Source organism: Flavobacterium sp. DG2-3, assembly GCF_030730925.1.
Classification (GTDB): domain Bacteria; phylum Bacteroidota; class Bacteroidia; order Flavobacteriales; family Flavobacteriaceae; genus Flavobacterium.
In genome coordinates this window covers 58,511-82,781 of record NZ_JAVAMB010000017.1, presented here as the reverse complement: position 1 = coordinate 82,781, position 24,271 = coordinate 58,511, and the positions used below count along the sequence as shown (strand labels likewise).

At 33.4% G+C, this 24,271-nt stretch carries 30 protein-coding genes; 2 read left to right on the top strand and 28 right to left on the bottom strand.

Annotation, left to right across the window (positions count from 1 at the left end; genetic code table 11):
* Positions 1–108 precede the first annotated feature (108 nt).
* Together Q9Q97_RS19095 and Q9Q97_RS19090 are read left to right on the top strand one after the other, a co-directional pair.
* Complete coding sequence (locus Q9Q97_RS19095; RefSeq protein WP_306160025.1) at positions 109–2,256, top strand: cation:proton antiporter; 2,148 nt, start codon at positions 109–111, stop codon at positions 2,254–2,256.
* Between the two features lie 179 nt (positions 2,257–2,435).
* Positions 2,436–2,795 carry a glyoxalase gene (locus tag Q9Q97_RS19090; protein WP_306160023.1) on the top strand — a complete coding sequence of 120 codons (360 nt, stop codon included), beginning with the start codon at positions 2,436–2,438 and terminating at the stop codon, positions 2,793–2,795.
* Between the two features lie 45 nt (positions 2,796–2,840).
* Here Q9Q97_RS19090 and Q9Q97_RS19085 read toward each other — a convergent pair whose 3' ends face one another.
* The 28 genes from Q9Q97_RS19085 to lpdA form a co-directional block, all read right to left on the bottom strand.
* A complete protein-coding gene (locus Q9Q97_RS19085) occupies positions 2,841–3,524 on the bottom strand; it encodes a 2'-5' RNA ligase family protein (RefSeq protein WP_306160021.1) in 684 nt (227 codons plus the stop codon).
* Positions 3,525–3,532: 8 nt separating this feature from the next.
* Positions 3,533–4,426, bottom strand: a complete 894-nt coding sequence (locus tag Q9Q97_RS19080; protein WP_306160019.1) for a TlpA disulfide reductase family protein — start codon at positions 4,424–4,426, stop codon at positions 3,533–3,535.
* A gap of 26 nt (positions 4,427–4,452) precedes the next feature.
* Positions 4,453–4,821, bottom strand: coding sequence for an iron chaperone (locus tag Q9Q97_RS19075; RefSeq protein WP_306160017.1), 369 nt, complete (start codon positions 4,819–4,821; stop codon positions 4,453–4,455).
* Positions 4,822–5,389: 568 nt separating this feature from the next.
* Entirely contained in the window at positions 5,390–5,857 is a 468-nt protein-coding gene (locus Q9Q97_RS19070; protein ID WP_306160015.1) for an SRPBCC family protein, read from the bottom strand.
* Between the two features lie 81 nt (positions 5,858–5,938).
* Positions 5,939–6,520 (bottom strand): TIGR00730 family Rossman fold protein, encoded by a 582-nt coding sequence (locus Q9Q97_RS19065; protein ID WP_306160013.1) that lies wholly within the window; start codon positions 6,518–6,520, stop codon positions 5,939–5,941.
* A 105-nt stretch (positions 6,521–6,625) separates the two neighbouring features.
* On the bottom strand, positions 6,626–7,153 hold the full coding sequence (locus tag Q9Q97_RS19060) for a GNAT family N-acetyltransferase (protein ID WP_306160011.1): 528 nt from the start codon (positions 7,151–7,153) through the stop codon (positions 6,626–6,628).
* A 29-nt stretch (positions 7,154–7,182) separates the two neighbouring features.
* Entirely contained in the window at positions 7,183–8,307 is a 1,125-nt protein-coding gene (locus Q9Q97_RS19055; RefSeq protein ID WP_306160009.1) for a lactonase family protein, read from the bottom strand.
* Positions 8,308–8,421: 114 nt separating this feature from the next.
* Positions 8,422–9,525, bottom strand: coding sequence for an MBL fold metallo-hydrolase (locus Q9Q97_RS19050; RefSeq protein WP_306160008.1), 1,104 nt, complete (start codon positions 9,523–9,525; stop codon positions 8,422–8,424).
* Between the two features lies 1 nt (position 9,526).
* The gene (locus Q9Q97_RS19045) at positions 9,527–9,949 is read right to left on the bottom strand and encodes a DUF1801 domain-containing protein (RefSeq protein WP_306160006.1); all 423 of its coding nucleotides are present in this window, start codon (positions 9,947–9,949) and stop codon (positions 9,527–9,529) included.
* Positions 9,950–9,951: 2 nt separating this feature from the next.
* Positions 9,952–11,001 (bottom strand): serine hydrolase, encoded by a 1,050-nt coding sequence (locus Q9Q97_RS19040; protein ID WP_306160004.1) that lies wholly within the window; start codon positions 10,999–11,001, stop codon positions 9,952–9,954.
* Between the two features lie 62 nt (positions 11,002–11,063).
* On the bottom strand, positions 11,064–11,432 hold the full coding sequence (locus tag Q9Q97_RS19035) for a nuclear transport factor 2 family protein (protein ID WP_306160002.1): 369 nt from the start codon (positions 11,430–11,432) through the stop codon (positions 11,064–11,066).
* Positions 11,433–11,578: 146 nt separating this feature from the next.
* Complete coding sequence (locus Q9Q97_RS19030) at positions 11,579–12,067, bottom strand: SRPBCC domain-containing protein (protein WP_306160000.1); 489 nt, start codon at positions 12,065–12,067, stop codon at positions 11,579–11,581.
* A 176-nt stretch (positions 12,068–12,243) separates the two neighbouring features.
* Positions 12,244–12,837 (bottom strand): NAD(P)H-dependent oxidoreductase, encoded by a 594-nt coding sequence (locus tag Q9Q97_RS19025; RefSeq protein ID WP_306159998.1) that lies wholly within the window; start codon positions 12,835–12,837, stop codon positions 12,244–12,246.
* Positions 12,838–12,915: 78 nt separating this feature from the next.
* Positions 12,916–13,122: a helix-turn-helix transcriptional regulator gene (locus Q9Q97_RS19020; RefSeq protein ID WP_057116634.1), complete on the bottom strand. Its 207-nt coding sequence runs from the start codon at positions 13,120–13,122 to the stop codon at positions 12,916–12,918.
* A gap of 10 nt (positions 13,123–13,132) precedes the next feature.
* Positions 13,133–13,675 (bottom strand): DUF2975 domain-containing protein, encoded by a 543-nt coding sequence (locus Q9Q97_RS19015; RefSeq protein WP_306159995.1) that lies wholly within the window; start codon positions 13,673–13,675, stop codon positions 13,133–13,135.
* 136 nt (positions 13,676–13,811) lie between these two features.
* On the bottom strand, positions 13,812–14,492 hold the full coding sequence (locus tag Q9Q97_RS19010; RefSeq protein ID WP_306159993.1) for a DUF4919 domain-containing protein: 681 nt from the start codon (positions 14,490–14,492) through the stop codon (positions 13,812–13,814).
* A gap of 110 nt (positions 14,493–14,602) precedes the next feature.
* Entirely contained in the window at positions 14,603–14,989 is a 387-nt protein-coding gene (locus Q9Q97_RS19005; RefSeq protein ID WP_306159991.1) for a YdeI family protein, read from the bottom strand.
* A 104-nt stretch (positions 14,990–15,093) separates the two neighbouring features.
* Entirely contained in the window at positions 15,094–15,828 is a 735-nt protein-coding gene (locus Q9Q97_RS19000; protein WP_306159989.1) for a DUF2625 domain-containing protein, read from the bottom strand.
* A gap of 34 nt (positions 15,829–15,862) precedes the next feature.
* Positions 15,863–16,249: a DUF1801 domain-containing protein gene (locus Q9Q97_RS18995; protein ID WP_306159987.1), complete on the bottom strand. Its 387-nt coding sequence runs from the start codon at positions 16,247–16,249 to the stop codon at positions 15,863–15,865.
* Positions 16,250–16,266: 17 nt separating this feature from the next.
* Positions 16,267–16,701: a GNAT family N-acetyltransferase gene (locus Q9Q97_RS18990; protein ID WP_306159985.1), complete on the bottom strand. Its 435-nt coding sequence runs from the start codon at positions 16,699–16,701 to the stop codon at positions 16,267–16,269.
* 12 nt (positions 16,702–16,713) lie between these two features.
* The gene (locus Q9Q97_RS18985) at positions 16,714–17,367 is read right to left on the bottom strand and encodes a suppressor of fused domain protein (RefSeq protein WP_306159983.1); all 654 of its coding nucleotides are present in this window, start codon (positions 17,365–17,367) and stop codon (positions 16,714–16,716) included.
* 126 nt (positions 17,368–17,493) lie between these two features.
* Complete coding sequence (locus Q9Q97_RS18980; RefSeq protein WP_306159982.1) at positions 17,494–18,177, bottom strand: carbonic anhydrase; 684 nt, start codon at positions 18,175–18,177, stop codon at positions 17,494–17,496.
* Between the two features lie 165 nt (positions 18,178–18,342).
* A complete protein-coding gene (locus Q9Q97_RS18975) occupies positions 18,343–18,834 on the bottom strand; it encodes a YgcG family protein (protein WP_306159980.1) in 492 nt (163 codons plus the stop codon).
* Between the two features lie 140 nt (positions 18,835–18,974).
* Entirely contained in the window at positions 18,975–19,724 is a 750-nt protein-coding gene (locus Q9Q97_RS18970; protein WP_306159978.1) for a DUF2314 domain-containing protein, read from the bottom strand.
* Between the two features lie 85 nt (positions 19,725–19,809).
* On the bottom strand, positions 19,810–20,193 hold the full coding sequence (locus tag Q9Q97_RS18965) for a DUF5367 family protein (protein WP_306159977.1): 384 nt from the start codon (positions 20,191–20,193) through the stop codon (positions 19,810–19,812).
* The gene (locus Q9Q97_RS18960; protein ID WP_306159975.1) at positions 20,190–21,032 is read right to left on the bottom strand and encodes an NmrA family NAD(P)-binding protein; all 843 of its coding nucleotides are present in this window, start codon (positions 21,030–21,032) and stop codon (positions 20,190–20,192) included. The genes Q9Q97_RS18965 and Q9Q97_RS18960 overlap by 4 nt, the downstream gene beginning before the upstream one ends.
* Before the next feature lie 72 nt (positions 21,033–21,104).
* Positions 21,105–21,983 carry an AraC family transcriptional regulator gene (locus Q9Q97_RS18955; protein WP_306159973.1) on the bottom strand — a complete coding sequence of 293 codons (879 nt, stop codon included), beginning with the start codon at positions 21,981–21,983 and terminating at the stop codon, positions 21,105–21,107.
* Positions 21,984–22,327: 344 nt separating this feature from the next.
* Positions 22,328–23,716, bottom strand: coding sequence for a dihydrolipoyl dehydrogenase (gene lpdA, locus Q9Q97_RS18950; RefSeq protein WP_194139878.1), 1,389 nt, complete (start codon positions 23,714–23,716; stop codon positions 22,328–22,330).
* Positions 23,717–24,271 lie beyond the last annotated feature (555 nt).

The following is a 24,271-nucleotide window of genomic DNA, read 5'->3' as shown; positions in this document are numbered from 1 at the left end:
GTTATATCAAACACTTGATTCTTTAATATTAATACTTCATGGATTTTGTTTTAATTCTGAAAATGTCTTTTTACAAATATTAGTGCCACAAGAAGATAAAGTTACCATATGATAGAATTTTTCAGACATCTATTACAAGAATTCGAATTACCTTTAAGCAACCCTGTATTGATCTTTTCGTTAATACTTTTTATAATTCTGCTTTCGCCAATTTTACTTAAAAAGATTAATATTCCAGGAATTATCGGACTTATTATTTCGGGTGTTATAATTGGACCTCACGGATTAAATATTCTGGCAAAAAACTCCGCTGTTGATCTATTTTCGACAATCGGACTTTTGTATATCATGTTTATTGCGGGACTTGAACTGGATATGAATGAGTTTAAAGCCAACAGAAACAAGAGTTTACTTTTTGGTTTTTTTACTTTTATTCTGCCGCTTTCAATTGGCTTTCCAGTTTGTTTTTATTTGCTTCAATACGATTTTAATGCCAGTTTCTTAACCGCGAGCATGTTTGCAACGCATACTTTGGTTGCGTATCCGATTGTGAGTAAATTAGGAATTGCTAAAAATCAAGCGGTTGCCATTACAGTCGGCGGAACTATTTTGACTGATACAGCGGTTTTGATTATTCTGGCTGTAATTATGGGAAGCAGTCAAGGCAATCTAACTCAGGCATTTTGGGTTAAGCTGATAGTTTCCTTAGCCATTTTTTCAGCTATAATGTTTATCATTATTCCGCGTGTTGCAAAATGGTTTTTTAAAAAATTAGAAAGTGAGAAACATGCGCATTATATATTTGTGCTTTCAGTAGTTTTCTTTGCTGCCTTTTTGGCCGAAGTAGCAGGAGTGGAGCCAATTATTGGAGCTTTCGTTGCTGGTTTGGCGTTAAATCCCTTGATTCCGCATTCTTCAGCTTTAATGAACAGAATTGAGTTTATTGGAAATTCATTATTTATTCCATTCTTCTTGATTTCTGTGGGAATGTTGGTCGATGTTAGCGTTATTTTGAGCGGACCGACAGCTTTAATTGTAGCAGGAACTTTGAGTGTTGTGGCGATATTCGGAAAATGGATTGCAGCATTTTTTACTCAAATTGTTTTTAAATATACTAGAACCGAAAGACAGCTTATTTTCGGATTGAGCAGTGCGCACGCAGCAGCAACTTTAGCAGTAATTTTAGTTGGTTATAAAGCAAAAATTTTAGATGAAAATATCTTAAACGGAACTATTATTCTAATTCTGATTACCTGTATTGTGGCTTCTTTTGCAACAGAAAAAGCGGCTAAGAAAATTGCGATTTGCGAAGAGGAAATTTCACCGCAAGATGCAGGAAAAGATCAGATTTTAGACGAGCATATATTAATTCCGTTAGCAAAAACTTCTGCTGCGGCAAGTTTATTGGATTTTGCACTTTTAATAAAAGACAAAAAATCGTCTAATCCAGTTACTTTATTGACCATTGTTCCGAACAATAATCAAGCAGAAAAGAACATTTTAAAATACAGAAAAGCAGCTGATAAATTTGTAATTCAAGGATCGGCTTCAGAAGTGAAAATAAATACCATTGCCAGAATTGACCATAATCCAGCGAGCGGAATTGCCAGAACTTCAAAGGAAATTATGTCGGATATCGTGATTGTAGGCTGGCCAAGAAAGACTGGATTTATTGATAAAATCTTCGGAGAAAATGTAGATTCGATTATCAATAATGTTGATAAGAATTTGTTTATCTGCAGGTTTCAAAGAAATTTTATAGAAGAAAAAAGATTGGTTTTTATCTGTCCGCCATTTTCAGAAAGAGGAATCGGATTTCATTTATTATTGCAGAAAATGTGCCGTTTGTCTCAGGAATTAAGTATTCCGATTGTAATTTATGCAGAATACAATACCCATCAGATGATTCAGCAAATTGTAACTAATTTAAAGCTTAATGCAAAATTAGGATTCAAAAGCATAATGGACTGGGAAGATTTTGAAGCGATTACAGATGAAATAAAGCCAACAGATTTAGTGGTTTTCAATTTATCAAGAAAAGGTTCGGTTTCGTATCAGTCTATCTTTGATAAATTGCCTTCAAAATTCGAAAAATCATTTAGTGAAAACAATGTGATTTTGGTTTATCCGCACGACGACAGAAAAGAAAGCGCCATGGATGCCTACGAAGATTTTACAGCTTCGCCTTTAACCAAAGGAATTGAAGCGATTGAGCAGATTGGTCGTGGTTTGGGAAGTATTTTGAAGAAGGGATAATTTTTTAAACAAAATGGCATGGTGAAAAATAATAATGAAAACGATAAATTGTTACTTCTAAAAAAAATGATACACGAAGGAATAAGAAGTGGTCGAGCGGAAAATTTCGATCCAAAGAAATATTTGGAAACATTAAAAATGCAAAAAAAGAATAAACCTAATCTTTAATATATTTTTTGATGAATCACAACGCAAAATCAATTCGACCATTTATAGGTTCTAAAAACTTTGAGATTTCAAGAAGTTTTTACCGCGATTTAGGTTTTGAAGAAACCGTTTTAGATTCAAAAATGTCGGTTTTTAAAACAGACGAAATCGCTTTTTATCTTCAGGATTACTACGATAAAAACTGGATTGAAAATACCATGATTTTTCTTGAAGTTGATGATGTTGAAAGATATTACAGTGAACTTCAGAGCTTAATTCTCACAGAAAAATATGGAGTAAAACTAACTCCAATTCGTTACGAAGATTGGGGAAGCGAATGTTTTCTGCATGATCCTTCTGGTGTTTTATGGCATTTTGGTAAATTTAAATAAAGAAAAAATGAATTGGTGAAATTGGTGTAATTCGTGGCAAAAAAACTATCTCAAACCAAAATCACCCAAAACACGCGTGGTACTTTTACGCTGATACCAGTCATTATAAACCAATTCTAAATTTTTGACTTCGAATGTTCCGAAATCATAATCACGGAATCTTTCAGCTATTTCTATTAGTTTTTTCGGATTATGAAGTTTTTCCTGAAAACGCATTACGGTAGCATGCGCTGTTGCTATAGAATAACGGCTGTCTATGCTTTGCTGTAATCCTGAATTTTTGAAATTTTCGCGAAGTCTGTTTCGCAAGTTATTTAAAGTTTCATCACTCGGAAATCCCTGAATCATAAGAGCAGACGGAGAAGCAGTTATTCCTTTAAACTGAATCGAGATTTTCTCAACATCAACAAGACTTCTGCAAATCACTTCAATATATTCGTTTGGCGAAATCTGATTTAAATTGAAATCTGAGGAACAAGAAATAATTGACATAACCGTAATATGAATATCTGAATCTGGATAAAAATACTGTTCAGGCTCCGTTTTTTTCAATTCGCTAATAAAATCTTGAATATTAGCTTTAATTTCATCATTTGGGCGAATAAGCAATGTAATTCCAAAACGGGAATCTGACTCGTTTTTAAGTTCAGAATCAATTGAATATTTTCCTGCCGAAATGATTTCAGAAGATGATTTATAAAGGTCGTTGTAGTGTTCGGTTAAATTCATTTTAAAAATTATTCACTTTCAAAAATTGATTTTAAAAGCTGTTGTAAGTCTGCTTTGTTAATTTCGCCACTGCCTTTCCATTTTCCAATAATTATACCATTTTTATCGATTAAGACTTTATGGGGAATTCCGTATACAAAATAATCAGTAATGATTTTTTTATCGTTTTCTGTAATAAAAATATGTTTCCAATATTCAATTTTTTCTTTTGCAATTGCGTTTTTCCACAAGTCAGATTTGTCATCTTTTGCAATGCTAATAATTTCAAAACCCTGGTCTTTATATTTTTTATATAATTCTTTTATATAGGGTAATTCCTCTCTGCAAGGTCCGCACCAGCTTGCCCAAAAATCAATTAAAACATATTTTTTGTTTTTGAAATCTGAAAGTGAAATTGTTTTATCATCAATATCTTTTAAAGTAAATTCGGGAGCAAAACTCCCAATTTTGCTTTGTTTGAAGTATTTAAGCTTTTCGGCCATCTCTTTTCCTTTTTCAGAATTTTTTATTTCGGGAGTAAAATTTTCAAAGACTTCTACAAAATTGTCGTAAAAATTCATACCAATAAAACGACTAACGTGTAAACGCATTAAGCGTAATGCAGTAAATGAATTCGGATGTTTTTTGGCGAAAATAAAATCAAGTTTTAATTCGTTTATGGCATTTTGATCTTTAGCATTTTCAAGTGTATCTAAACGAAGTATTAATTGTTTTTTAGCAACAGAATCTTTTTCAAATTCAATCTTTGATAAAACTTCTTTTTGCAGTTTAACGATAGAATCCTGAACGATTTTGGTAGGTTGGTGCAGTTCTAAAATTTCTTTTTCTAATGCAGTTTCAACCTGAGCAGTAATCAAGTAACTAATAAAGAAAAGCATCACAGTAAAAGAAAATCGAATCATGAAAAGAGTTTTTTGAATTAATAAATTTATTTCTTTTTTCCTTTTTCCAGATTTTCTTTGACCCTAAATTTAACGATTTCGGCAATTAAATCATAAGGTATTGGATCTTTTAAAGGAAACTGAACGGAGCCTTTTCCAGATTTATATCTAGAAAGTCTTTCCGCAAAAGCTTCGTGCCCGCTTGGGAGAGCATAAAGTCCGATGTGGTTTTTAAAAGCAGCAAAATAAACGACAATTCCATTCTGGTCAAAAGCCGGCATCGAATAACTGATTTTTTCTTTAGCATCTGGAGCCGCTTTTTGAATCGTCATTCTAACTTTCTCCAAAATTTCCTGAACATCATTTGGAAATCCACCAATGTATTCGTCTATATTTTCAGGTTTTTTAATGTCCATGATTTTTTGTTTCAAGTTTAATGTTTCATGTTTCAAGTTGTCTGTGCGTAAAAACTTTGCGTTTAATTTTTTTACCGCAAAGTGCGCAAAGGTATTTTAATTGCTAGGCTAATTGGAATCTATATTTTAAGTTCGCGAAGCGTTATCTAGAGAAAGCTTTGTGATCTTTTCATTATTAATAATACTCAAAACTTCGCGTTCTTTGCGTAAAAACTTTTGCGTTCTTTGCGGTTAAATTTTTACGCAAAGTTCGCTAAGATTATTTTAATTGTTAGACTAAGCAGAATCTACATATTAAGTTCGCAAAGCGTTATGTTGACAAATCTCTGTTTAGTTAAAACTTTTTTTACACAAAGCTTTGCGATCTTTTTCATTTTAATGATCCCCTCAAAAAAACTTTGCGCCCTTTGCGTAAAACCTTTGCGTTCTCTGCGGTTAAATTTTTAACATAAAGTGACACTATTTATATTGACATAGCTTTGCGATCTTTTTCATTTTAATGACTTCTCAAAAAAAACTTCGCGTTCTCTGTGTAAAAACCTTTGCGTGCTCTGCGGTTAAATCACAATCAGGCAAGCCCTTTCGGGAAACGATCCAAAACCAAATTTAACTGCAAATGATGTTCCAAATAAGCTTTAGCACCAGCCAAAACCAAAGTAAAACCTTCAGTCGAATTACGAACCTGATCGATTATTTTATCAGCATCGCCATGAAAACCAGAATTAGTAATACTTACAAAAGTTTCATTTTCGTTTAACGGACTGAAAACCCATTCTACCAAAGTAATTTCATCAGGATTTCCCCATTCAATGACAATCTTTTTATTTTCTTGAACGACAAGCGTCGTAACCGAAAGCGAAAAACCATACATTTCCCAAGTCCATTCCGTTTTCTGATTTTCTTCTAATTTTCCAGATCCTTTAGTAAACCAAAATTTACTCGTAATCTGAGGATCAATAAAAGCCTGAAAAACTTCTGAAACAGGTTTTCGAATCAGCATTTCGGCTTTTGCAAATTTGTTGTTTTCTGTTTTCATTTTGTTTGAAGTTAGAGTTAGAAGTAAGGAGGAAATGTAAATATAAGGCTAAATTTTTTACTGAGCCTTCTGACAATTTACTTATAACGTTTTTTTATCAATCCATTTACCAACTGTTGGAGCAGTGTAATTTTTCATTTGTTCTAATAAATCTTCAATAGTATCGCTTACCAAAAGCATTTTTTGATTGACTTCTTTCAGCAGTCCTTTTTCTGTCATAGTTTGCAGCAATTCGATAAGCGAGTCGTAAAAGCCGTTTATGTTTAAAACTGCAATTGGTTTTTTATGTAATCCTAATTGTGCCCAAGTCAGCATTTCAAAAAGTTCTTCGAGTGTTCCAAAACCGCCTGGAAGCGCAATTACGCCATCGCATAAATCGTTCATTTTGGTTTTTCTTTCGTGCATGCTTTCTACCAAAATTAATTCGGTTAAGCCTAAATGAGCTATTTCTTTCGACCTTAAAAAATTAGGCAATACGCCAATTACTTTTCCGCCCGCGTTCAAAGCTCCGTCTGCAACGGCGCCCATTAAACCGACATTTGCACCGCCATAAATTAATTCTATATTTTGTTCAGCCAACGTTTTACCCAAAGCAGTAGCTTGTTCTTCGTAAATTTTTTCAGTGCCAAAACTTGAAGCACAGAAAACGGTTATTCTTTTCATTTTTTTTAATTATAAGTTATGAATTAGGAGTTATGAATTTTAGAATTGTAAACGAATATCAGTTTGCTTTCTGACTTATAATTCATAATTAATAACTCATAATTTTTATCTGTTTTTCTTCAATTCATATTCAAAATACGGAACGTCTACGCCATTTATGTTAAACGTAAGATCATTTATTTTTTCTGCTCCGAGTTTTAAAACGGCCTTTTGCGAACGGAAATTTTCTGATCCAACATGAAAAAGTACCGAATCAACGTGCTGAAAAGCATAGTCCATCATTAATTTTTTGTTGGATTTATTATACGGGCCGCCCCAATATTTTCTCGTAATAAAAGTGTAGCCAATTCCAACATTCGATTTTTCTGGATTGTAATCGTAGAAACTTGTTGTTCCCATTACTTCATTAGTCTGTTTATCGAGAATCAGAAATGGATTTTTTGTAATTATAATATCGAAAAAAGTTTTAAAACCTTCTTTTGTATATCGGTCTTTAACTGGATTTTGTTCCCAAATTAAGGGATCAGAAGCAGCTTCAAATAACGCTTCAAAATGTTTTTCTTCTAACGGAATTAACTTTGAAATTTCGTTTTCTAAAAAATCTGGCTGTAAATTGAAATTTGATGTTTGCATTTTATGGTTTTTAGTTAAAAGCTAATTTTTTAAATTCTCTTAATCTGTACACAAGAAACATTTTCCATTTTAATCTGTTTTCCTGTTTTTTTCAATAGTCCGGTTTTAGAATCTCTTTTAAAAACAACCACATTTCCAGTTTGAACATTGGATGCTACTAAAAATTTCCCGCTTTCATCAAGAGCAAAAACTCTCGGATGTTTTCCTAAAGTAGATTGATAACCAATGTTTTTCAGCAGTCCGTTTTCGTCAATAGCGAAAATGGCAATATTATTTTCTTTACCGCGGTTGGTTGCATACAGAAACTTTCCATCAGGAGAAATGTGAATATCAGAGCTTTCAAATCCGTCTTTTATTTCATTTGAATGTGTGGCAATTCGCTGAATTTTAGTTAAAATGCCATTTTCATATTTATAAACGCTTATTTGTCCAGCCATTTCTTCAATGCAATATGCCCATTTTTGATTGGGATGAAAAGTAAAATGTCTTGGACCAGCTTCTAAATCAGTTTTCGTAAACGGATTTGCAGTTTCTAATAAAGGCTTTTTTTGATTTTCATCAAAAGCATAACAGCGTATTTTATCGGCTCCTAAATCGGGTAAAAATAAATAATCGCATTGTGGTGAAAATACCGCTGAATGCACATGAGACTTGGTTTGTCGTTCTTTGTTCACACTTCCGTCTGTATACTGAAAATTCTGTGCAATTGAATCGATTTTACCATTTTCTAAAAGGGGAAAAACCGATACGCTTCCTTCTGTGTAATTCGCAGTGGCAAGCCATTTTCCGTTTTTATGTACGCTCACATAAACCGGATTTTCGCCACCGCTTCTCTGACTGTTTAAAAAGGTCAAAGTTTTTGTAGATGGATTAAATTCGAAACTGCTTATACTTCCCGCATTTGGAGTTTTGGTATCAGTACAGGCATAAACATATTTTCCGTTTGGAGAAACCGTCAAATACGACGGATTTACAATATTTTTGACTGAAGTAAATTTGGTTAGTTTTCCGCTTACTGTGTCTAATTGATAAACTTGAATGGCTTCAGCTGTTTTATCACGATTGTAAGATCCTAAAAACACGTAGGTGTTTTGAGAAAATAGGGTTATTGTGAATAAAAGTGCAAGTGCAGAATAGTATATTTTTGGTTTCATTTTTGGTTTCAGGTTTTGCCCTTCGACTTCGCTCAGGGAGACAGTTGGTTTAAAAATTTTAAGTCAGATTTGATATACGTTTCTGGCTGAGCGTCCCGAAACTTCGGGAGAAGCCTAGTGGATTCCTTCCCACCACTTTTTAAACTGCTGATTCTTATTTCTGAGTTCAACTTTTTCACCAATCATAGGAGTAATTAATGGAATCGGGTTTTCAGATAAACTATTCAATTCTGTTACTTTTTTCAAAGGCTCATCCCACGAGTGAAGCGATAAAGCAAATTTTGAAGAATGTACCGGAAATACTCTTTTTGCTTTCAAATCTTTCATAGCTTTTATGACATCTTCGGGTAAATTATGAATATATTTCCAACTCTGGTTGTATTGTCCATTGTCAATTAAAGCAATATCAAAAGGCCCGTATTTTTCGCCAATTTCAGCAAAATGTTTGTCGTAGCCACTGTCTCCGCCTAAATACATCTTAAAATCTTTGCTTTCTAAAATAAAAGAAGTCCAAAGCGTATTACATCGTTTAAATCCTCTGCCCGAAAAATGTCTTGATGGAGCTGTATGAATGGTCAGATTTTCATCTAATTGAACAGTGCTGTACCAGTCTTTTTCGATAATTATTTCTTTTGAGAAACCCCAGAATTCAAAATGCGAACCTACGCCAAGAGCTGTGATTATTTTCCTTGTTTTAGGTTTTAATTTTAAAATCGTTTCATAATCCAAATGATCGTAATGATCGTGTGTAATCAGTAAATAATCAATTTCTGGAAGATCATCAACAGTATAAATATCAGAACCTTTGAAAGATTTTGTGGTTCCTGGAATAGGAGAGGCGTTTCCGCTGAAAACGGGATCGATCAAAAAGCGTTTTCCTTCCAACTGAATGAAATAAGATGAATGTCCAAACCAAACCAAAATATCCTGATCTAAAGCAAGTTCAAGTAAATTGGTTTTTACAGACGGAATTAAATCGGTCGGAATTTTTCTTGCTACTTTTTTAAAGAAAAAATCATAAAAAACTTTAGAATAACTCGCGCCTTCAGCAAGATCTGGCGTAAAACTTTGGTTTTCGAATTTTCCGTTTTTATATTGAGGCGAGTTTTGAATCTGTATCAATCTTTCGCCAGACGGCGCTTTTCCAAATTTAGGATGTTGAAGAAAAAGGTAAACGGCAAGTATTAGTGCAAATATCAGAATTAAGAATGTGATCATTTTATTTGGAAGGATATAAATTTTGGGTGTATTCCATTGAACGTAAAATTATCTTTTTTAAGATTTCGATATCAATGTCAGCTAATTTTTTAATGTAAATGCAGGCTTTAGAAGAGGTATGTTTTCCGAGTTGAGACAAAAGTTCTTCTCTGTTTTCTTCTGGCAGATAAAAATAGACAGTTGTAGCTGCTTTTCTTGGCGAGAATCCAGCCAATGGCGCATCGCCTTCGTGTCCGCTGTCATATTTGTAATGGTAACTTCCAAAACCAATAATGCTCGCCCCCCACATTTTAGGTTCAAAACCTGTGACTTCCTGCATTATTTTTACCAATTCAAAAGCATCATTTCTCTTCGCTTCATTTTCTACAGCGTTTATAAAATCAGTAACGCTGTTGGAGGTTTCGGTTGTTTTATTAGTAGCCATTTTTATTGTTTTTGATTGAATAAATCACTTTTTAAAAGCAGATTTTTGATTGTAATTCCGGCTTTATAAAACAAATCAGAATTTGCATTCATTTCATTTTCTAAAACAATCATACTCACATCGCTTTCAGGGAAATACAAATTTACAGAAGAAAACCCATTGCCTAAACCAGTATGTCCATAATATTTAGGCGATTCTTTATCTACAATTCTAAGTCCGTAGCCATATCCGACTTTTTCTTTTCCAAAAACATTGTGCTGATTTTCAATATTGTATTGAAGCATCAATTGGTAAGTTTCCGGCTTTAAGATTTTTCCTTTGTGCAGATTATTGTTCCAAATCAATAAATCATTTGCGGTTGAAACAATGCCGGCAGACGGAACTTTTTCTGGAGCAATTAGAGTATTTTCAGCTTTTTCTAAATGATTATTGTCATTCATGTATCCTGTAACCAAATTTCGAGTGTTGTCTTTAGCATAACAGAAAGTATTGTTCATTTTGAGTTTCTTAAAAAGAGCGCTTGCCACTTCTGCATACGTTTTTTTAGAAACAGATTCAATAATCAGTCCCAGAAAAGGATAGCCTTCGTTGCCATATTTAAATTGGCTTCCGGGTTTAAAAGCCAAAGGTTTATTGGCGTCTACAATTCCATGCGTATGATTTAATAATTGATGAACTGTAATCGAATCTGCCCAGCTCTGTTTTAGATTTGGCAAATATTTTCTAATGGGAACTTGCAAATCGATTTTTCCTTGTTCCACTTCTTTCATAATCAAGACTGCAGTAATCTGTCTGGTATTCGACATGATTTCAAATTGACTGTCCATTTTTAAAGGTGTTTTTTTGTCAAAATCTGCAAAACCTACAGCTTTACTGTAAATTGATTTTCCATTTTTAGAAATTAAAATTGTCCCATTAAATTTTAGAGAAGAAATGTTTAAAACACTGTCAATCTGTGTAGAAAGATTCGTCTTTTTTTGTGCGAACGAATTGCAATTTGAAAATAAAAAAAGGACAGCTACTAATGGAGAAAATCTAAGAATAGAATTCATTGAAAGGTCTATGGTTTGTTGTTTATAGGTTGTTGTTTTTGATATTTCTGTTTAAATCATTTTTAAAACATTCCATTTTTGTTTACTGAATCTTTGGGAACGGGCTGTCCTAAATCCCAGAGTTCGATGATTTTGTCGCCATCAAATTTGAGAATATGGACGACGGCAAAACCAATATCTGAAGGTGTTTGTTTAAGATGCGAATGTACAGCAACCAAATTGCCGTCTTCTAAAATATGATGAATTTTAAAAAGCTTATTCGGATTTGTTCTGGCAGACTCTTCCATAGCGAGCATTAAAGTTTCTGCATCGCCTTTGAAGTAGGCATTATGATGTTTGAAATTCTTCCCAACATACAATCGAAAGCCTTCGTGAGAATGTCCTTTTGCTGCCAATTTCAGGAAGTTTTTAGCGATTTCTTTCTTAGTCATGATTCAGGATTTAAAAGCAAACTAAGTTATGAAATTAACCGCTATAAATTTTGCAGAAAAGGACGTAATATTTATAAAATTAAATGGCTTCCGATTTTATTTTACAAAAGATCGACAACCAATTTTATCTAACGAATTGACGCAATTTATTCTTTTGCTGACAATTTTCTTTCGGTTTCAATTTGAGGTTTCCCCGTTGCATTTGGCTCACCTTTACCAGTTTCAATTAGTTTTTTTAAACTATTCTCAATATAATTTGTCCAGCCGGCTTTGCAAACGTCAAAACATTCGTATTTTGGAGCCAAACCAACATGGGTAAAAGTGAGTTTTGTTTTGTCATTTTCTTTCGAAATATCAAAAACGGCTGTTGTGTTCGTCCATTCGGTATCGTCTTTTGTAAAGCTGAAATAATTTTCTTCAATCAACCAAACGATTTTCCGATTCGGAATTACTTCAATCAACTTTATTTTACAGCGGTGTACATCTTCGTAATGATATTTAAATTCGTCACCTTGATTGGCTGTTTTTCCTTCAATTTCTTCCGACCACCAGCCACGAACATTTTGTATCGCTTTAAAAACGTCTTCTGGTGATTGATTGACAATTATAGTTGTGGTAAAATCTTGCGGACTCATAATGAATTGATTTTTAAATTGGTAAAGTAAAATTACAATCTAAAGATCAATTATTTACGGTGTTTAAAAGACAATTTTAAGGTGTGTTTCGGACAAGTGCTATTGTAGATTTCTGATTTTAGATTTTAGATTTTAGATTTTAGATTTTTGGAATTTCAAAAACTTGGAATTTAAAATTAAATGACTGTCTTGATTTTTTCTGGAATTTTTTTAATCAAGTCAAAATGTGTTGCCATTACATTTTCAAGCTCTAAAGTTCCGCCAAGAATAATCATTTCTTTATAGGTAAAACGCTTTCCAAGACGGTCTTCGAGCATAATTTTTTCCATGCTTTGCGCCATTTCAATTTCATGCAAGAAAGTATTCGGATGTCCTGCCGTGCAAATTACAAGTCCGTACGGAATGGTTTTCATTTTCCTCGAAGTCTCATTTTGTCCGTAAGCATATCCAACAGAATACACGCGGTCAAACCAACCTTTTAATTTTGCAGGACAATCGCTCCACCAAACAGGATATAGAAAAATAATACAGTCAGCTTTTTCTATTTTTTCTTGTTCGGCTAAAACATCTGTCGGAATCGGAAGTTCTGTTTTGGCAAAACCTTCACGCTCGTATTCTTCTTCAGACATATCGCTGACAAAATTTGATGCGTATAAATCAGAAATAGTAACATTCCAGTTTTCTTTATCTAAGGCAAGTTTTATTCTTTCCAAAACCTGAAAAGTATACGATTTTTTGCTCGGATGCGCGTAAACAATTAAAATATTCATTTCTAGATTTTTTAGATTTTTAGTTATTTTAAAAGTATTTCTGATTTGTTCGAAAATACGAATTAAATCAAAATAAAATTATTCTTCAGAAAATTCTAAAATATCTCCAGGCTGGCAATCCAAAACTTTGCAGATGGCTTCGAGTGTACTGAAACGAATGGCTTTTGCTTTACCTGTTTTTAAGATGGAAAGATTGGATAAAGTGAGGTCTACTTTTTCTGAAAGCTCGTTTAATGACATTTTTCTTTTAGCCATCATGACGTCTAAATTTACTATAATAGGCATAATTTTTCGTTTAAATGGTTAAATCAATTTCAGACTGAATTTCAATTCCTCTTTTGAAAATTTGGCCAATTACAAACATTACAATAGCCATAAAAATCCAAATGCTGTGGCCTTCAAGATTAAGTGATTCTAAAGAAGGAAGCTTTACGCCATTAGTAATCAGCCAATTGTTGAATTTGAAAGCCCAGTAAGAAAATAGCCCGATTCCGAAAGCCAAATAGGAGAGATAAGAGATAAAGCGTCCAGTTTCTGCGGTAAATGGTTTTTCGATATTTAATTTTTTCTCGTGCAGCATTTTGACAATCAGATAAAACATAATTGCTTTTAAAATGGCAACAATGCTGATAAAACATATTTCCTGAATGTAAAAGCTAGGACTGTAATTGTACAAATCAAGCAAATTAAGAAAACGAGCGTTATACGAATTTATCGTCATCGTATAAATTCCGTTAAAAAGATACATTCCGGCTTCTACACATAAGCCGACAAAAATAATCCAAGATAAAACATTCAGGATTTTTAGAATCTGTGGTGTTCCAATTTTAATTTCCATAGCAGTTAAGATTAAAATTTATTGCTGCTAAAATAATAAAAATTTATTGATAAACAATAAATAAATAGTTTTTGTCAAAAAAAAGCTTCAGCATAATATTTGCTGAAGCTTCTGTTTTATATTTAAAAAAAGGATTTTAGCGAAGTACTTTTCGCTCGTTTTCCAGCATTTTTTCGATATTAAAATAAATTCCGTCTACTTTATAAACGCCTTTTTCAAAACTTAGATAATCACAATCGCCAACGAGTGATTGTCCCTTAGATTCAATTTCAAAAAGATTGAGCAAAATATATTCATGATCGACCATTAAGACATGAAAACCAGTTTCGCAATTCTTGCCGTCACCAGAAGAAAGAATCACATTCATAATACTGTGAAATTTAAAATAAGTTGTTTTTGCTGCAGCCTCGTCACCTTTTAAGTGATAAACGTAGGCTAGATAATTTAGCTGTCGCAAGTCAAACGGAAAGTCGGTTAGAGAATTATTGGCCAGTTTGATAATCTCATCATAATCTGAAGTTTCGAGTTTTTCCTTATTGTAATAAGTGCGCAGTTTTTCGTCATCTGGTGCTGTCCAAAAAGCATTGTATTTGGGCTGAAAAACATAACCAAGATACAAATGTCGATATTCTTCAGGATTTAAAAGCGTATCGTTTTTTACTAGCCTTTCCATTAATTTTGGATAATAGAATTTCGAATTTTTATCGGAGATTTCTTTTTCGATTGCTTTATAATCTGGTTTTGTAAAACCAGTATCTTGCGCATTCAATTGGATTCCGAAACAAAAAACAAAAATAAGAAGTAGTTGTTTTAGCATGATTTATAAGGTTTTAGGTTGAAGTTTTGGTCTTATTAAAAATACAAATTATTCCAACACAAAATCTTCTTGTATAATCATGGAAAGAAATGCTTGCTAAAAAAGAAATATTATTCTTCTGGAGTATCCACAATCCATTTTCCTTTTTCTTTGGCAATATCGATTAATTTCTGGCCGTGTTCGGTCATTAAATTTTGCTGAATCATTCGCTCGGCCCTTTCAATATTAGGCTTGCTCCATTTACTGGTTTTCGGATTTCGATGAGAGAAAGTAAGATAATAACTTTCGGCATCGCGTTTTTTGCAGAGACTGTCAATCCAGCCAAAACAAAGCGCTTCTTCTGTTGCTTCGACTAAATTGACGCTTTCTGTTTTACTTTTTTTGTGATACAAGATTAACCAAACCGATTTTTCTGTCTGGCTATTTGCCTCGAGCCAATTGCGCCAATCTTGTCGGGTTGGCGCGTAAACCGCTAATTTTCCGTCTTTAGTTTCCATCTCTTTAGTTTTATTTTATAAAAGTAAAAGGAGTTTGTGACAACAGTGTGTCAGCAATAAAATTAAAACTAAAAAACTGGAAATTAAAATGTTATGAACTTAGATTAATGTCCAAGCTGTTTTCTTAAATCTAAATTAAGGCTGTATTGTTCTTCAACAGGAATCATTTTTCTTTGAACTTTGTTGATGTCGCTTCCTTCTTCAGTCCATAAAAACGGATAAAAATTGAAAACCTGATCGCCTTGTAACGCAGCAAGATCTTTTTTCCAGTTTTCCCAGCGGCTGCCAGAATAATATTTGTCTAAATCATTATTAAAACAAAATTCTAAAAACTCAGAATAAGTAATGTCAAGCTTCTCGTATTCTAAATTGTCTGGCGCAAAATAATATACTTTTCCAAGATCTTCGCCAAGCGCGCCTCCGTTCAAAATATAAAATCCGCCCAAAGCATCATCAGCAATTAGAAAAAATGAAGGGGCTTCGCCATATTCTTTAAAACTTTTTCCTTTGTTCCATTCCGGAAGACTTCGGGTAAGTTTGGTACTTCCAGAACCCAAAATTCTAATCCAGCCATTATCAATTAATATTCCGCCAGTTTTATAAACAATGGCGCCCATTGGTGAACTTGTTGTAACTTGTGTATTATATAAAGCATCTTTTGCTTTTTGAGGATCTGCGGGTAGAATTTCTATTTTATTTTTGGCAGAATCTGTCCATTCTTTTACAAGTTTCCATCCAGAATCTTTCTGATCTATAAGTTCGTCTACTGGTCGCATTTTTGTCTGAGAATAAGAGGTAATAGTTAAAAAAATAAAGGCGGTTAAGGATAAAAATTTCATTTTGGTTGTATGTGTTTTTTGGTTTTTTGGTTGATTATTTCAGTCGGATTAAAACTCCTTTTCGTTTGACAATGTTTTTATAATCCCATTGAATTTCTCTGCCTTTTTCAAGCCAGCGTTTCAAATCTTCTTCGTTTATTTGGTCGGCATTTGTATAACGTTTTTCGGCAGCTTTAAAGGAACCTTCATTTTGAAGTTTTTCTTCTTCAAAAGATTGTCCGCTCCAGAAAAGCAATCTAACAGAATCTTTTAATTTACTGTATCCAACAATCGGATTTCCGTCTAAAAACCAAACGGGATGTGCGTGCCAGATTTTATTTTCGGCTTCAGAAAGATTTTTGCTTATTACAGCATAAAGTCTATCGCAGATTGCTTTGTTTTCTGATGTTTGCAAATCGTTGTAATCTTGAATCGGATTCATTTTATAGCATTTTTTGGTTATACAATCTCTTTTGTTAACTCAAATAAAATATAAGTTCCGTTGCCTGAATAGCCTCTGGATTTTTCTGTAAATCCTTTTTTGATATAAAATTCAATTGCTTTGGTATTGGTTTCAAGGCATTTTAAAGTAATAGGAAATGTAGTTTTCTGTATAGCAGCTTTTAATAATTCGGTACCAATATTTTTTCCCTGAAATGGAGCAGCAACGTAAAGATGATGAATAAAACTAGTTGGTATCCAAATCGAAATGAATCCAACAAGAACATCGTCTAGAAAAGCCGTTAGAATATATTCTCCCTGTGTTTGCTTGTCAAAATCTTCTAATTTGAATTCAGATGTGTCTTGCTCTGCAAAGGTACGCTGTCTTTCACTTAAGAATAGTTTTCTTAAAGGCTGTAAATCGATTTCTCTAAATTCTATTATGCGTATCATTTTAGAATTGAATTAAGCCTTATTTTTTCGGTTCAAATCGGTAATTAATAAAGGATTATTTTCTTTTAATTTATCGACTAATTCTTCTACCGTAATTTGATTTTCAAGAATAGCATTGTATTCTTCTCCAGTTATTCCGACAATTTGTAAAAAGGAAACTTCTCCGTGCGGAGTCTGCTTTTTTTCGATTTCGGGATCATTTATAAATAGGAGTGCGGTAATTTCAGTTTCTGTTCCTAATCGGATTGGTCCATTTGCGGGCATATAATGAAACTCTTCAAACCATTTTCCAGAACTAAAAACATATTTGGCAATGTTTTGCAACAGTGCCACAGCCCAGCTTGGGTTTTCATTATCAGCTTCAAATGGTTTTAGCCTGAAAGTAAGTTCAAATCCCCATTTGCTGAATTCGCCATTGATCTTTTCTTCATCATAATACAATTCAGAAAAACCGTAGGTTATAAAATGATAATGATCTTCTTGCTTTTTACTTTCGTAATAACTCACGCCGTCAAGCGGATTATCGCCGCCCAGCATATAACTTATAGCGGGAGCAAAATGTTTTGGCTCCTGTCCAGGATAAAGGCGATCAAATTCCTTGTCGATTTCTAGCCATCCAACAGCATCTTCTTCTGAAAATTCTTTTTTATACTCTTCTAATGTCATCGTGTGAATTTTTAACAGAGACAAGATATGGATTTTACGATAAAGAGTAAATTAAGTTTTGGTTTAATTTTTCAAAAAAAATCCGACTTCAGAAGAAATCGGATTTTTACTTTTTTAGATGCTGATTTACAATTGTGTAACTTTTCCTGTATGAACATCATATCGCATAGAGATGATATTTACTTTGTGTTCTTTTACAATTGGATTATCCTGAATCATTTTAGTCGAATGTTTGATGTTGGCATCAATTGCTCCCAGATAATTGGTTGCCTTTGGAGTAGTTTTGTCTGCGTCTATCTCTTCTTTTTCGTTGGCAATGGTTTCAACAATATTATCAATGTGATTAAAGTGTTTTTTGTAAGCTCCATCTTTATCATTTATGTAGGCTTTTACAGCCCCACATTCGGTATGCCCAAGAATAACGATAAGTTTAGTGTCTAAATGTTCTACCGCATATTCAATGCTACCCATATCAAGGTCTGAGATTAGATTTCCGGCATTTCGTATTACAAAAAGATCTCCGATTCCTTGGTCAAAAACGATTTCTGGCGAAACCCTGCTGTCTGAGCAAGTTACAACAACAGCAAATGGTTTTTGGCCGTCTTGATTGGCAAGAACAGTTTTCTTGTCTTGGTGCGGATGATTTGATTTTCCGTCTAAGAATCTGTTGTTTCCGTCTAACAATTCTTTTACAGGATCAGATTTAATTTCTTTCGCAGCAGAGGCATTTTGATCTTGGTGATTTTGACAGCTAATTGCGGAAAAAATAAAAATTAGTGCTAGAAATGCAGCTATAATAACTTTTTTCATTTTTCAAGTTTTTAAAAATTTTAATTTGTTTAAATAACTTGGCAAAATTATTTTCATTAGCTTTTTTGATCAGCCTCCAGAAGTTTTTTTTATATTAAATAAAAGTATTTTAAATAAATGAAAAGTTTTAATTGTTTGATTATGAGTTTTTTGCTTGTAAACAATTTACCCCACTTTTTTTATTAGCTGAACTGCTGCTTGCTGTAAACCTTTGTAATAATCTCCTTTTTTCAATTCAGGAATAGAATAAGTCGAAATAATATCTTTCATTTCCTGATCGCTCATTTTGGCACGTATTTTATCAATTCCCTGAACCTGAATTTGTCTAAGTTGTTTGCTTATAACAATTAAAATCGAAGTGTCAATTTTTAATTTTGAAAGCAGATATTTGTCTAAATCCATAGAATAATCGGTTAAATCGGTATACGGATTTATAGAAGAGGTTGTAACAACTAGGAGTTTAATTTTTGTTTTTTCTTCGCTAGATTTTAAAAAATCGTTTAATTCTTTAATTTGACTCGGAGTCAGAATTTTTTCGAAGTCATTTACATAATCATACGATTTTGCAAAAATAGAGGGATCGGCAGGTTTTGTTTGCGCTGAAGAACAATGTGTTAAAAAAAGAGCAATTGTTAAAAAGAATACTAATTTTTTCATGACAGATTTATTTGGGCGCTGCAAAATTAGGGCTTTATTATTTAAAATCGGTCTTTAAATTGTGAAGAAAAATTAATATTTGTTCTGAATGGAAAGTATAAAAAAATCCGATTTACTTACTAAATCGGATTTTTGAATTTTTATTGAAGAAGAGGCAGTAAATGATCCCATTTTAGCTCTTTAGCAAAATCTAAAGCTGTTTTTCCGCTATTGGTTTTGGCATTTTTATCTGCACCATGTTCTAGAATAACCTCGACTGAACTCTGATTTCCTGCAATCGCTTCGCGGTGTAAAAAGGTAAAGCCTAAATCGTCTTGCCCGTTTACTTCTTCTGGATTATTTTTTAAGAATTCGATTAAGCTTTCTTTCATGTTTTTGCTCATTGGGTGTTCAATAAGATTTTCTGGTTTTTCGTTCTGTTCAAAAACGACCTGAATATCATTAAAATCACCAAATTCTAAGCCCCAAGCTTCATCGTGCGCTGCTCTTTCGTCGTCGCTCATTTCAGAACGCATAGCATGAATAGTAAATGCTCCGTAGGTTTTTCCCTGAGAAGCAAATAGCCAATCGCTAATTTGATTAACGGGAATTGCAATTTCGTCGCCGTTATTTACATTCGTCAATACATCTGGATCATTGACTAAAATGCCGTATATATTTTCGCCGTCAAAGTTTACATCATTAATCCACATGTGTTCGACTTCGATTTCACTGTCTATTTCTTGCGTAAAAGCCAGTTTTACACACGCAACATCCAATCCAGGAACGATTCTTCTATATTCCCATGATAATTCTCTCCAGAAATATTTAAAAGTTTCCTGAGCTTTTTTGTAAGCTTCGATCATTTTTGGGTTTTCTCCGTCGGCGTAGAATATTTTTGTATCAGACATGATTTTGAATTTTATATTTCTTGTAAGATAAATAATCCGACTTACTTCTGCAAGCCGGATCAAAATTTAAAATCTGTTTTTACAATTATTTAATTTTAAAGTTCTTTTTCCAATAAAAATATACAGCAGCTATATTTATTGTAGCAAGTATCCATAATAATGGATTGCTGAAGAAATCCTGATAGGTATTGCCTTTCGGAATTTCTACTAACGGAACAAATAGCAAAGCATCCATAAAAACGGCTGTAAAGGACATAATGATGGCAAGTTGAATCCCAGATAAATTATTTTCTTTTTTATAATAAAAGGAAGCTCCGATAAAAGAATAGAAGATAATTAATATACAAATAATGATGGTTTGCATGTTTAATGATTCTTTTACAACTGGCGTATGCTCTAGGATGAAAAAAGATGTTGCGACACAAATCCAGAGTATTAATCCAGATAGAACGGCTCTGAAATATTTCATGACAGCTGATTTACTTCATCCCAAACTTTGGTTTGAGCAGTTTTCTGAACGTATTCTGAGAAAGTTTTGGCTTTTCGTCCCAGAATTTTTTCAATATCATTGGTAATGCTTGAATTTCGACCATCAAGAACTTCAGAAAAAAGATAATTTACCAACCAAATTTCATCTTCTGGAACCTGATATTCGCGAAGCATATTTACGTATTCGTCTAATTCAAGTGGCTGAAAAACAATATTTCTTTCTGTCACTTTTGCTATTTCTGCGACAGCTTGTTCAAAAGTAAGCAATTGCGGGCCAGTTAATTCGTAAGTTTTTCCGTTGTGTTTTTCGTCTAATAATGCTTCTGCAACTACTTCGGCAATATCGTCTGCATCGGTAAAAGGTTCTAGTGTTTCAGCTTTCGGCAATGCCACATATCCAGCTAAAATAGGTTCTAGAAAAAAGCTTTCGCTAAAGTTTTGATTGAACCAGCTTGCTCTTACAATTGTCCATTTTTGCGCAGTTGCTTTTATGATTTCTTCGCAAATTTGGGCTTCTTTTTCGCCTCTTCCAGAAAGAAGTACAATTTTTTCTACTCCGCTTTTCACTGCTTGAATACTAAATTGCTTAATGATTTCTGGCGCTGAAGGAACAGCTAAATCGGGCTGAAAGGTAAGATAGATTGCATTTATGTCTTTTAAAATCTCAGCCCAAGTTTCTGGTTTTTCCCAATCAAATGATGGATTTCCCGAACGCGATGCGATTGTGATTTCAATGTTTTCTTTTTCGTTTAATAATTGTGCTACTCTTTTTCCAGTTTTTCCGTTTCCGCCTATCAGCAGGATTTTTGTTGTTTTCATGATAAATTGTTTTTTGATTATTGATAAAGCAAAGTTGCAATGATCATCACAAAAACATTTGTCGGAAAGGAATTAAGATTTGTTTGAAAGGAATTGTTTTTTGACTTCGTTTGGTCGTGATCCGAATTTTTTCTGAAAGGCGTTGGAGAAAGAACTCAAGCTTTCATAACCTACATCCCAAGCTGCTTCTTGTACTGTTTTCTCGCTGTTGCAAAGCAATTCGTAGGCTTTGTTTAGGCGTTCTTCATGAATGAATTTGTAAACCGGAATACCGAATAATTCTTTGAAGTTCTTTTTTAATTTACTGCTGTTTAAACCAATTAATTTAGAAAGTTCTGTTATAGTTGGCGGTTTAGAATAATTAGTGCTTACGATATCTTTTGCTTGAAAAAGTTTTTCTTTGTCTTTTTCGGTAAGTTCTGTTTTCTTTTCTTCAGATAAAAGTGCAAAATAATGCGCCAGTAATTCGTTTACCTGACTTTTTAAAAATAAAAGCCTTGTATTGCCTGTGTAAGTTGTATTAAAGACCTTTTGAACAGCCAATTGCATTTCTAAACTCATAAATAGAGTAGGGCCCTTTACAAAATGTGCATTCGGATTGACCAATTCGGGCAATTGCTTTTCGAAAATTTCTCTTTCGGTCTGAGGCAAATTTTGAATGGTTTTTAGCTTGGCAAAAATACTAATGGATTGCAACGGTTTTTCTGGAGCTATTTTGTGTGCAAAACCCACTTTCTGATTTCCAAAAAATGAAATCGCTAAGCCAGTTGTATTCATTAAATATTTAGTCTGGTCGTTGTGTTTGATTTCTAATTCGACATTTCCAGAACCGTAAAAAGCAAAACCGACTGTATCGCCATCAATCTCGCATTTTTGCACAAACTCTTTATCAGAATTGGACTGCTCAATCAATACAATGAAATTGTTTACTTCTATGATATCGGTGGTCATTTTTTTGAATTAGATAATATGAGAATGTGCCAATTAGATAATTTGTAAATGCTTAAAATTTAGTCAAATATACAAAAGTAATTTAAGGAGAAAATTGTTGTTTGAACTTAAATATATTTTCAATGTATGTCATCCTGACGAAGGAAGGATCTCCGCAAGTAGCTCGACAAAGATTGATTCTCTATGAGGAATTACTAACGGAGATCCTTCCTTCGTCAGGATGACAAACTTTGAACGAATTAGCAAAGACCACATAAAAAAATCCGATTCACTTTCGCAAATCGGATTTTATAAATTGAAAATTATATATAACTCCGTAAAGACGAATCTTTACTTTGTATATTTTACAAGTGAATTACTTCGCCGTAAGCATCAGCTACAGCTTCCATAACAGCCTCGCTCATTGTTGGGTGAGGGTGGATCGATTTTAAGATTTCGTGACCAGTAGTTTCTAGTTTACGAGCTACAACTGCTTCAGCAATCATATCTGTAACACCAGCACCAATCATGTGGCATCCTAACCATTCTCCGTATTTAGCATCAAAGATTACTTTTACGAATCCGTCAGCAGCTCCAGCAGCTTTAGCTTTTCCAGAAGCTGAGAATGGGAATTTACCAATTTTTAATTCGTATCCTTTTTCTTTTGCTTGTTTTTCTGTTAAACCAACAGAAGCGATTTCTGGAGTTGCATAAGTACAACCAGGAATGTTTCCGTAATCGATTGGGTCAACGTGTAAACCTTTAATTTTTTCTACACAGTTAATTCCTTCAGCAGAAGCAACGTGTGCTAAAGCTTGACCTGGAGTAACGTCTCCAATTGCGTAGTATCCTGGAATATTAGTTTGGTTGTAAGCGTTTACTAAGATTTTATCTCTATCAACAGCGATACCAACTTCTTCTAATCCGATGTTTTCAATGTTTGTTTTGATTCCAACTGCAGAAAGTACGATGTCAGCTTCTAAGATTTCTTCTCCTTTTGCTGTTTTTACAGTTGCTTTTACTCCGTTTCCAGAAGTATCGATTTTTTCTACAGAAGAGTTTGTCATGATTTTTACACCCGCTTTCTTCATAGAACGCTCCATTTGTTTAGAAACGTCTTCGTCTTCTACAGGAACAATGTTTGGCATAAATTCTACAATAGTAACGTCTGTTCCCATTGAGTTGTAGAAGTGAGCAAACTCAACTCCAATTGCTCCAGAACCTACAATGATCATAGATTTTGGCTGAGTTGGTAATGTCATTGCTTGACGGTATCCAATTACTTTTACACCATCTTGAGGTAAGTTTGGCAACTCACGAGAACGAGCACCAGTTGCGATGATAATGTGATCAGCGCTGTATTCTGTAACTTTATTGTCTTTATCAGTAACGTCAAGTTTTTTTCCTGGTTTTAGTTTTCCAAAACCTTCGATAACGTCAATTTTGTTTTTTTTCATTAAGAATTGAACTCCTTTGCTCATTCCTTCTGCAACACCACGGCTACGCTGAATAACTGCAGGGAAATCTTTATCGAATTCAGAAACTTTCAATCCGTAGTCAGAAGCGTGTTTAAGGTAATCAAAAACCTGAGCAGATTTTAAAAGCGCTTTTGTTGGGATACAACCCCAGTTAAGGCAAACTCCACCAAGATTTTCTTTTTCTACTACAGCTACTTTAAAGCCTAATTGAGAAGCTCTAATCGCTGTTACATATCCTCCAGGACCACTTCCTAAAACAATAACGTCGTATTTCATTTTTTTTGTTTTTAGTATTAACTATCGAAAATGAAGTTTGTATTTCCGAAACTCATCTTTCGATTTATTCTTTTGTTATTTGTGATTGCGAATTTAAGGATTTATTTTATATGAACACTTGAAAATTTGATTTTGCAACAGCAGATTTTGATATTTTCACATAGAACAAGGAAATTGTGAATTGCAAATTATGAATTGTGAAGTGTAAATCGAAATTTAGATCATAAAACTGAAAAAAGTTGTGAAATGTCTGCTGTGAATGGAATAAGCCACGAATTTCCCGAATTGTCGCGAATTTTATTTTAATTTAAGGGATTTGCCACAAACTAAATAAGCCACAGATTATTAGGATTAAAAAGATTTTTTTAAATCTGTGTTAATCTGTGGCTATTATATTTTTAATTTGAATGGCTCCTTTCGAAGTGTTGTAACGTTCAATCTGACAGGTGTTTAGGTTAAACTTTTGAAAAAAATCCAACCACAAATTGCACAAATTTTCACAAATTATTAAAAATAGTATTGATTCGTGGATTCGTGGTGAACCAAAAAAGCCAC

What these genes read in the sequence shown, in the direction of transcription:
- Q9Q97_RS19095 (WP_306160025.1), top strand. Translation starts at nt 109, where the DNA reads ATGATAGAATTTTTCAGACATCTATTACAAGAATTCGAATTACCTTTA.
- Q9Q97_RS19090 (WP_306160023.1), top strand. Translation starts at nt 2,436, where the DNA reads ATGAATCACAACGCAAAATCAATTCGACCATTTATAGGTTCTAAAAAC.
- Q9Q97_RS19085 (WP_306160021.1), bottom strand. Translation starts at nt 3,524, where the DNA reads ATGAATTTAACCGAACACTACAACGACCTTTATAAATCATCTTCTGAA.
- Q9Q97_RS19080 (WP_306160019.1), bottom strand. Translation starts at nt 4,426, where the DNA reads ATGATTCGATTTTCTTTTACTGTGATGCTTTTCTTTATTAGTTACTTG.
- Q9Q97_RS19075 (WP_306160017.1), bottom strand. Translation starts at nt 4,821, where the DNA reads ATGGACATTAAAAAACCTGAAAATATAGACGAATACATTGGTGGATTT.
- Q9Q97_RS19070 (WP_306160015.1), bottom strand. Translation starts at nt 5,857, where the DNA reads ATGAAAACAGAAAACAACAAATTTGCAAAAGCCGAAATGCTGATTCGA.
- Q9Q97_RS19065 (WP_306160013.1), bottom strand. Translation starts at nt 6,520, where the DNA reads ATGAAAAGAATAACCGTTTTCTGTGCTTCAAGTTTTGGCACTGAAAAA.
- Q9Q97_RS19060 (WP_306160011.1), bottom strand. Translation starts at nt 7,153, where the DNA reads ATGCAAACATCAAATTTCAATTTACAGCCAGATTTTTTAGAAAACGAA.
- Q9Q97_RS19055 (WP_306160009.1), bottom strand. Translation starts at nt 8,307, where the DNA reads ATGAAACCAAAAATATACTATTCTGCACTTGCACTTTTATTCACAATA.
- Q9Q97_RS19050 (WP_306160008.1), bottom strand. Translation starts at nt 9,525, where the DNA reads ATGATCACATTCTTAATTCTGATATTTGCACTAATACTTGCCGTTTAC.
- Q9Q97_RS19045 (WP_306160006.1), bottom strand. Translation starts at nt 9,949, where the DNA reads ATGGCTACTAATAAAACAACCGAAACCTCCAACAGCGTTACTGATTTT.
- Q9Q97_RS19040 (WP_306160004.1), bottom strand. Translation starts at nt 11,001, where the DNA reads ATGAATTCTATTCTTAGATTTTCTCCATTAGTAGCTGTCCTTTTTTTA.
- Q9Q97_RS19035 (WP_306160002.1), bottom strand. Translation starts at nt 11,432, where the DNA reads ATGACTAAGAAAGAAATCGCTAAAAACTTCCTGAAATTGGCAGCAAAA.
- Q9Q97_RS19030 (WP_306160000.1), bottom strand. Translation starts at nt 12,067, where the DNA reads ATGAGTCCGCAAGATTTTACCACAACTATAATTGTCAATCAATCACCA.
- Q9Q97_RS19025 (WP_306159998.1), bottom strand. Translation starts at nt 12,837, where the DNA reads ATGAATATTTTAATTGTTTACGCGCATCCGAGCAAAAAATCGTATACT.
- Q9Q97_RS19020 (WP_057116634.1), bottom strand. Translation starts at nt 13,122, where the DNA reads ATGCCTATTATAGTAAATTTAGACGTCATGATGGCTAAAAGAAAAATG.
- Q9Q97_RS19015 (WP_306159995.1), bottom strand. Translation starts at nt 13,675, where the DNA reads ATGGAAATTAAAATTGGAACACCACAGATTCTAAAAATCCTGAATGTT.
- Q9Q97_RS19010 (WP_306159993.1), bottom strand. Translation starts at nt 14,492, where the DNA reads ATGCTAAAACAACTACTTCTTATTTTTGTTTTTTGTTTCGGAATCCAA.
- Q9Q97_RS19005 (WP_306159991.1), bottom strand. Translation starts at nt 14,989, where the DNA reads ATGGAAACTAAAGACGGAAAATTAGCGGTTTACGCGCCAACCCGACAA.
- Q9Q97_RS19000 (WP_306159989.1), bottom strand. Translation starts at nt 15,828, where the DNA reads ATGAAATTTTTATCCTTAACCGCCTTTATTTTTTTAACTATTACCTCT.
- Q9Q97_RS18995 (WP_306159987.1), bottom strand. Translation starts at nt 16,249, where the DNA reads ATGAATCCGATTCAAGATTACAACGATTTGCAAACATCAGAAAACAAA.
- Q9Q97_RS18990 (WP_306159985.1), bottom strand. Translation starts at nt 16,701, where the DNA reads ATGATACGCATAATAGAATTTAGAGAAATCGATTTACAGCCTTTAAGA.
- Q9Q97_RS18985 (WP_306159983.1), bottom strand. Translation starts at nt 17,367, where the DNA reads ATGACATTAGAAGAGTATAAAAAAGAATTTTCAGAAGAAGATGCTGTT.
- Q9Q97_RS18980 (WP_306159982.1), bottom strand. Translation starts at nt 18,177, where the DNA reads ATGAAAAAAGTTATTATAGCTGCATTTCTAGCACTAATTTTTATTTTT.
- Q9Q97_RS18975 (WP_306159980.1), bottom strand. Translation starts at nt 18,834, where the DNA reads ATGAAAAAATTAGTATTCTTTTTAACAATTGCTCTTTTTTTAACACAT.
- Q9Q97_RS18970 (WP_306159978.1), bottom strand. Translation starts at nt 19,724, where the DNA reads ATGTCTGATACAAAAATATTCTACGCCGACGGAGAAAACCCAAAAATG.
- Q9Q97_RS18965 (WP_306159977.1), bottom strand. Translation starts at nt 20,193, where the DNA reads ATGAAATATTTCAGAGCCGTTCTATCTGGATTAATACTCTGGATTTGT.
- Q9Q97_RS18960 (WP_306159975.1), bottom strand. Translation starts at nt 21,032, where the DNA reads ATGAAAACAACAAAAATCCTGCTGATAGGCGGAAACGGAAAAACTGGA.
- Q9Q97_RS18955 (WP_306159973.1), bottom strand. Translation starts at nt 21,983, where the DNA reads ATGACCACCGATATCATAGAAGTAAACAATTTCATTGTATTGATTGAG.
- lpdA (WP_194139878.1), bottom strand. Translation starts at nt 23,716, where the DNA reads ATGAAATACGACGTTATTGTTTTAGGAAGTGGTCCTGGAGGATATGTA.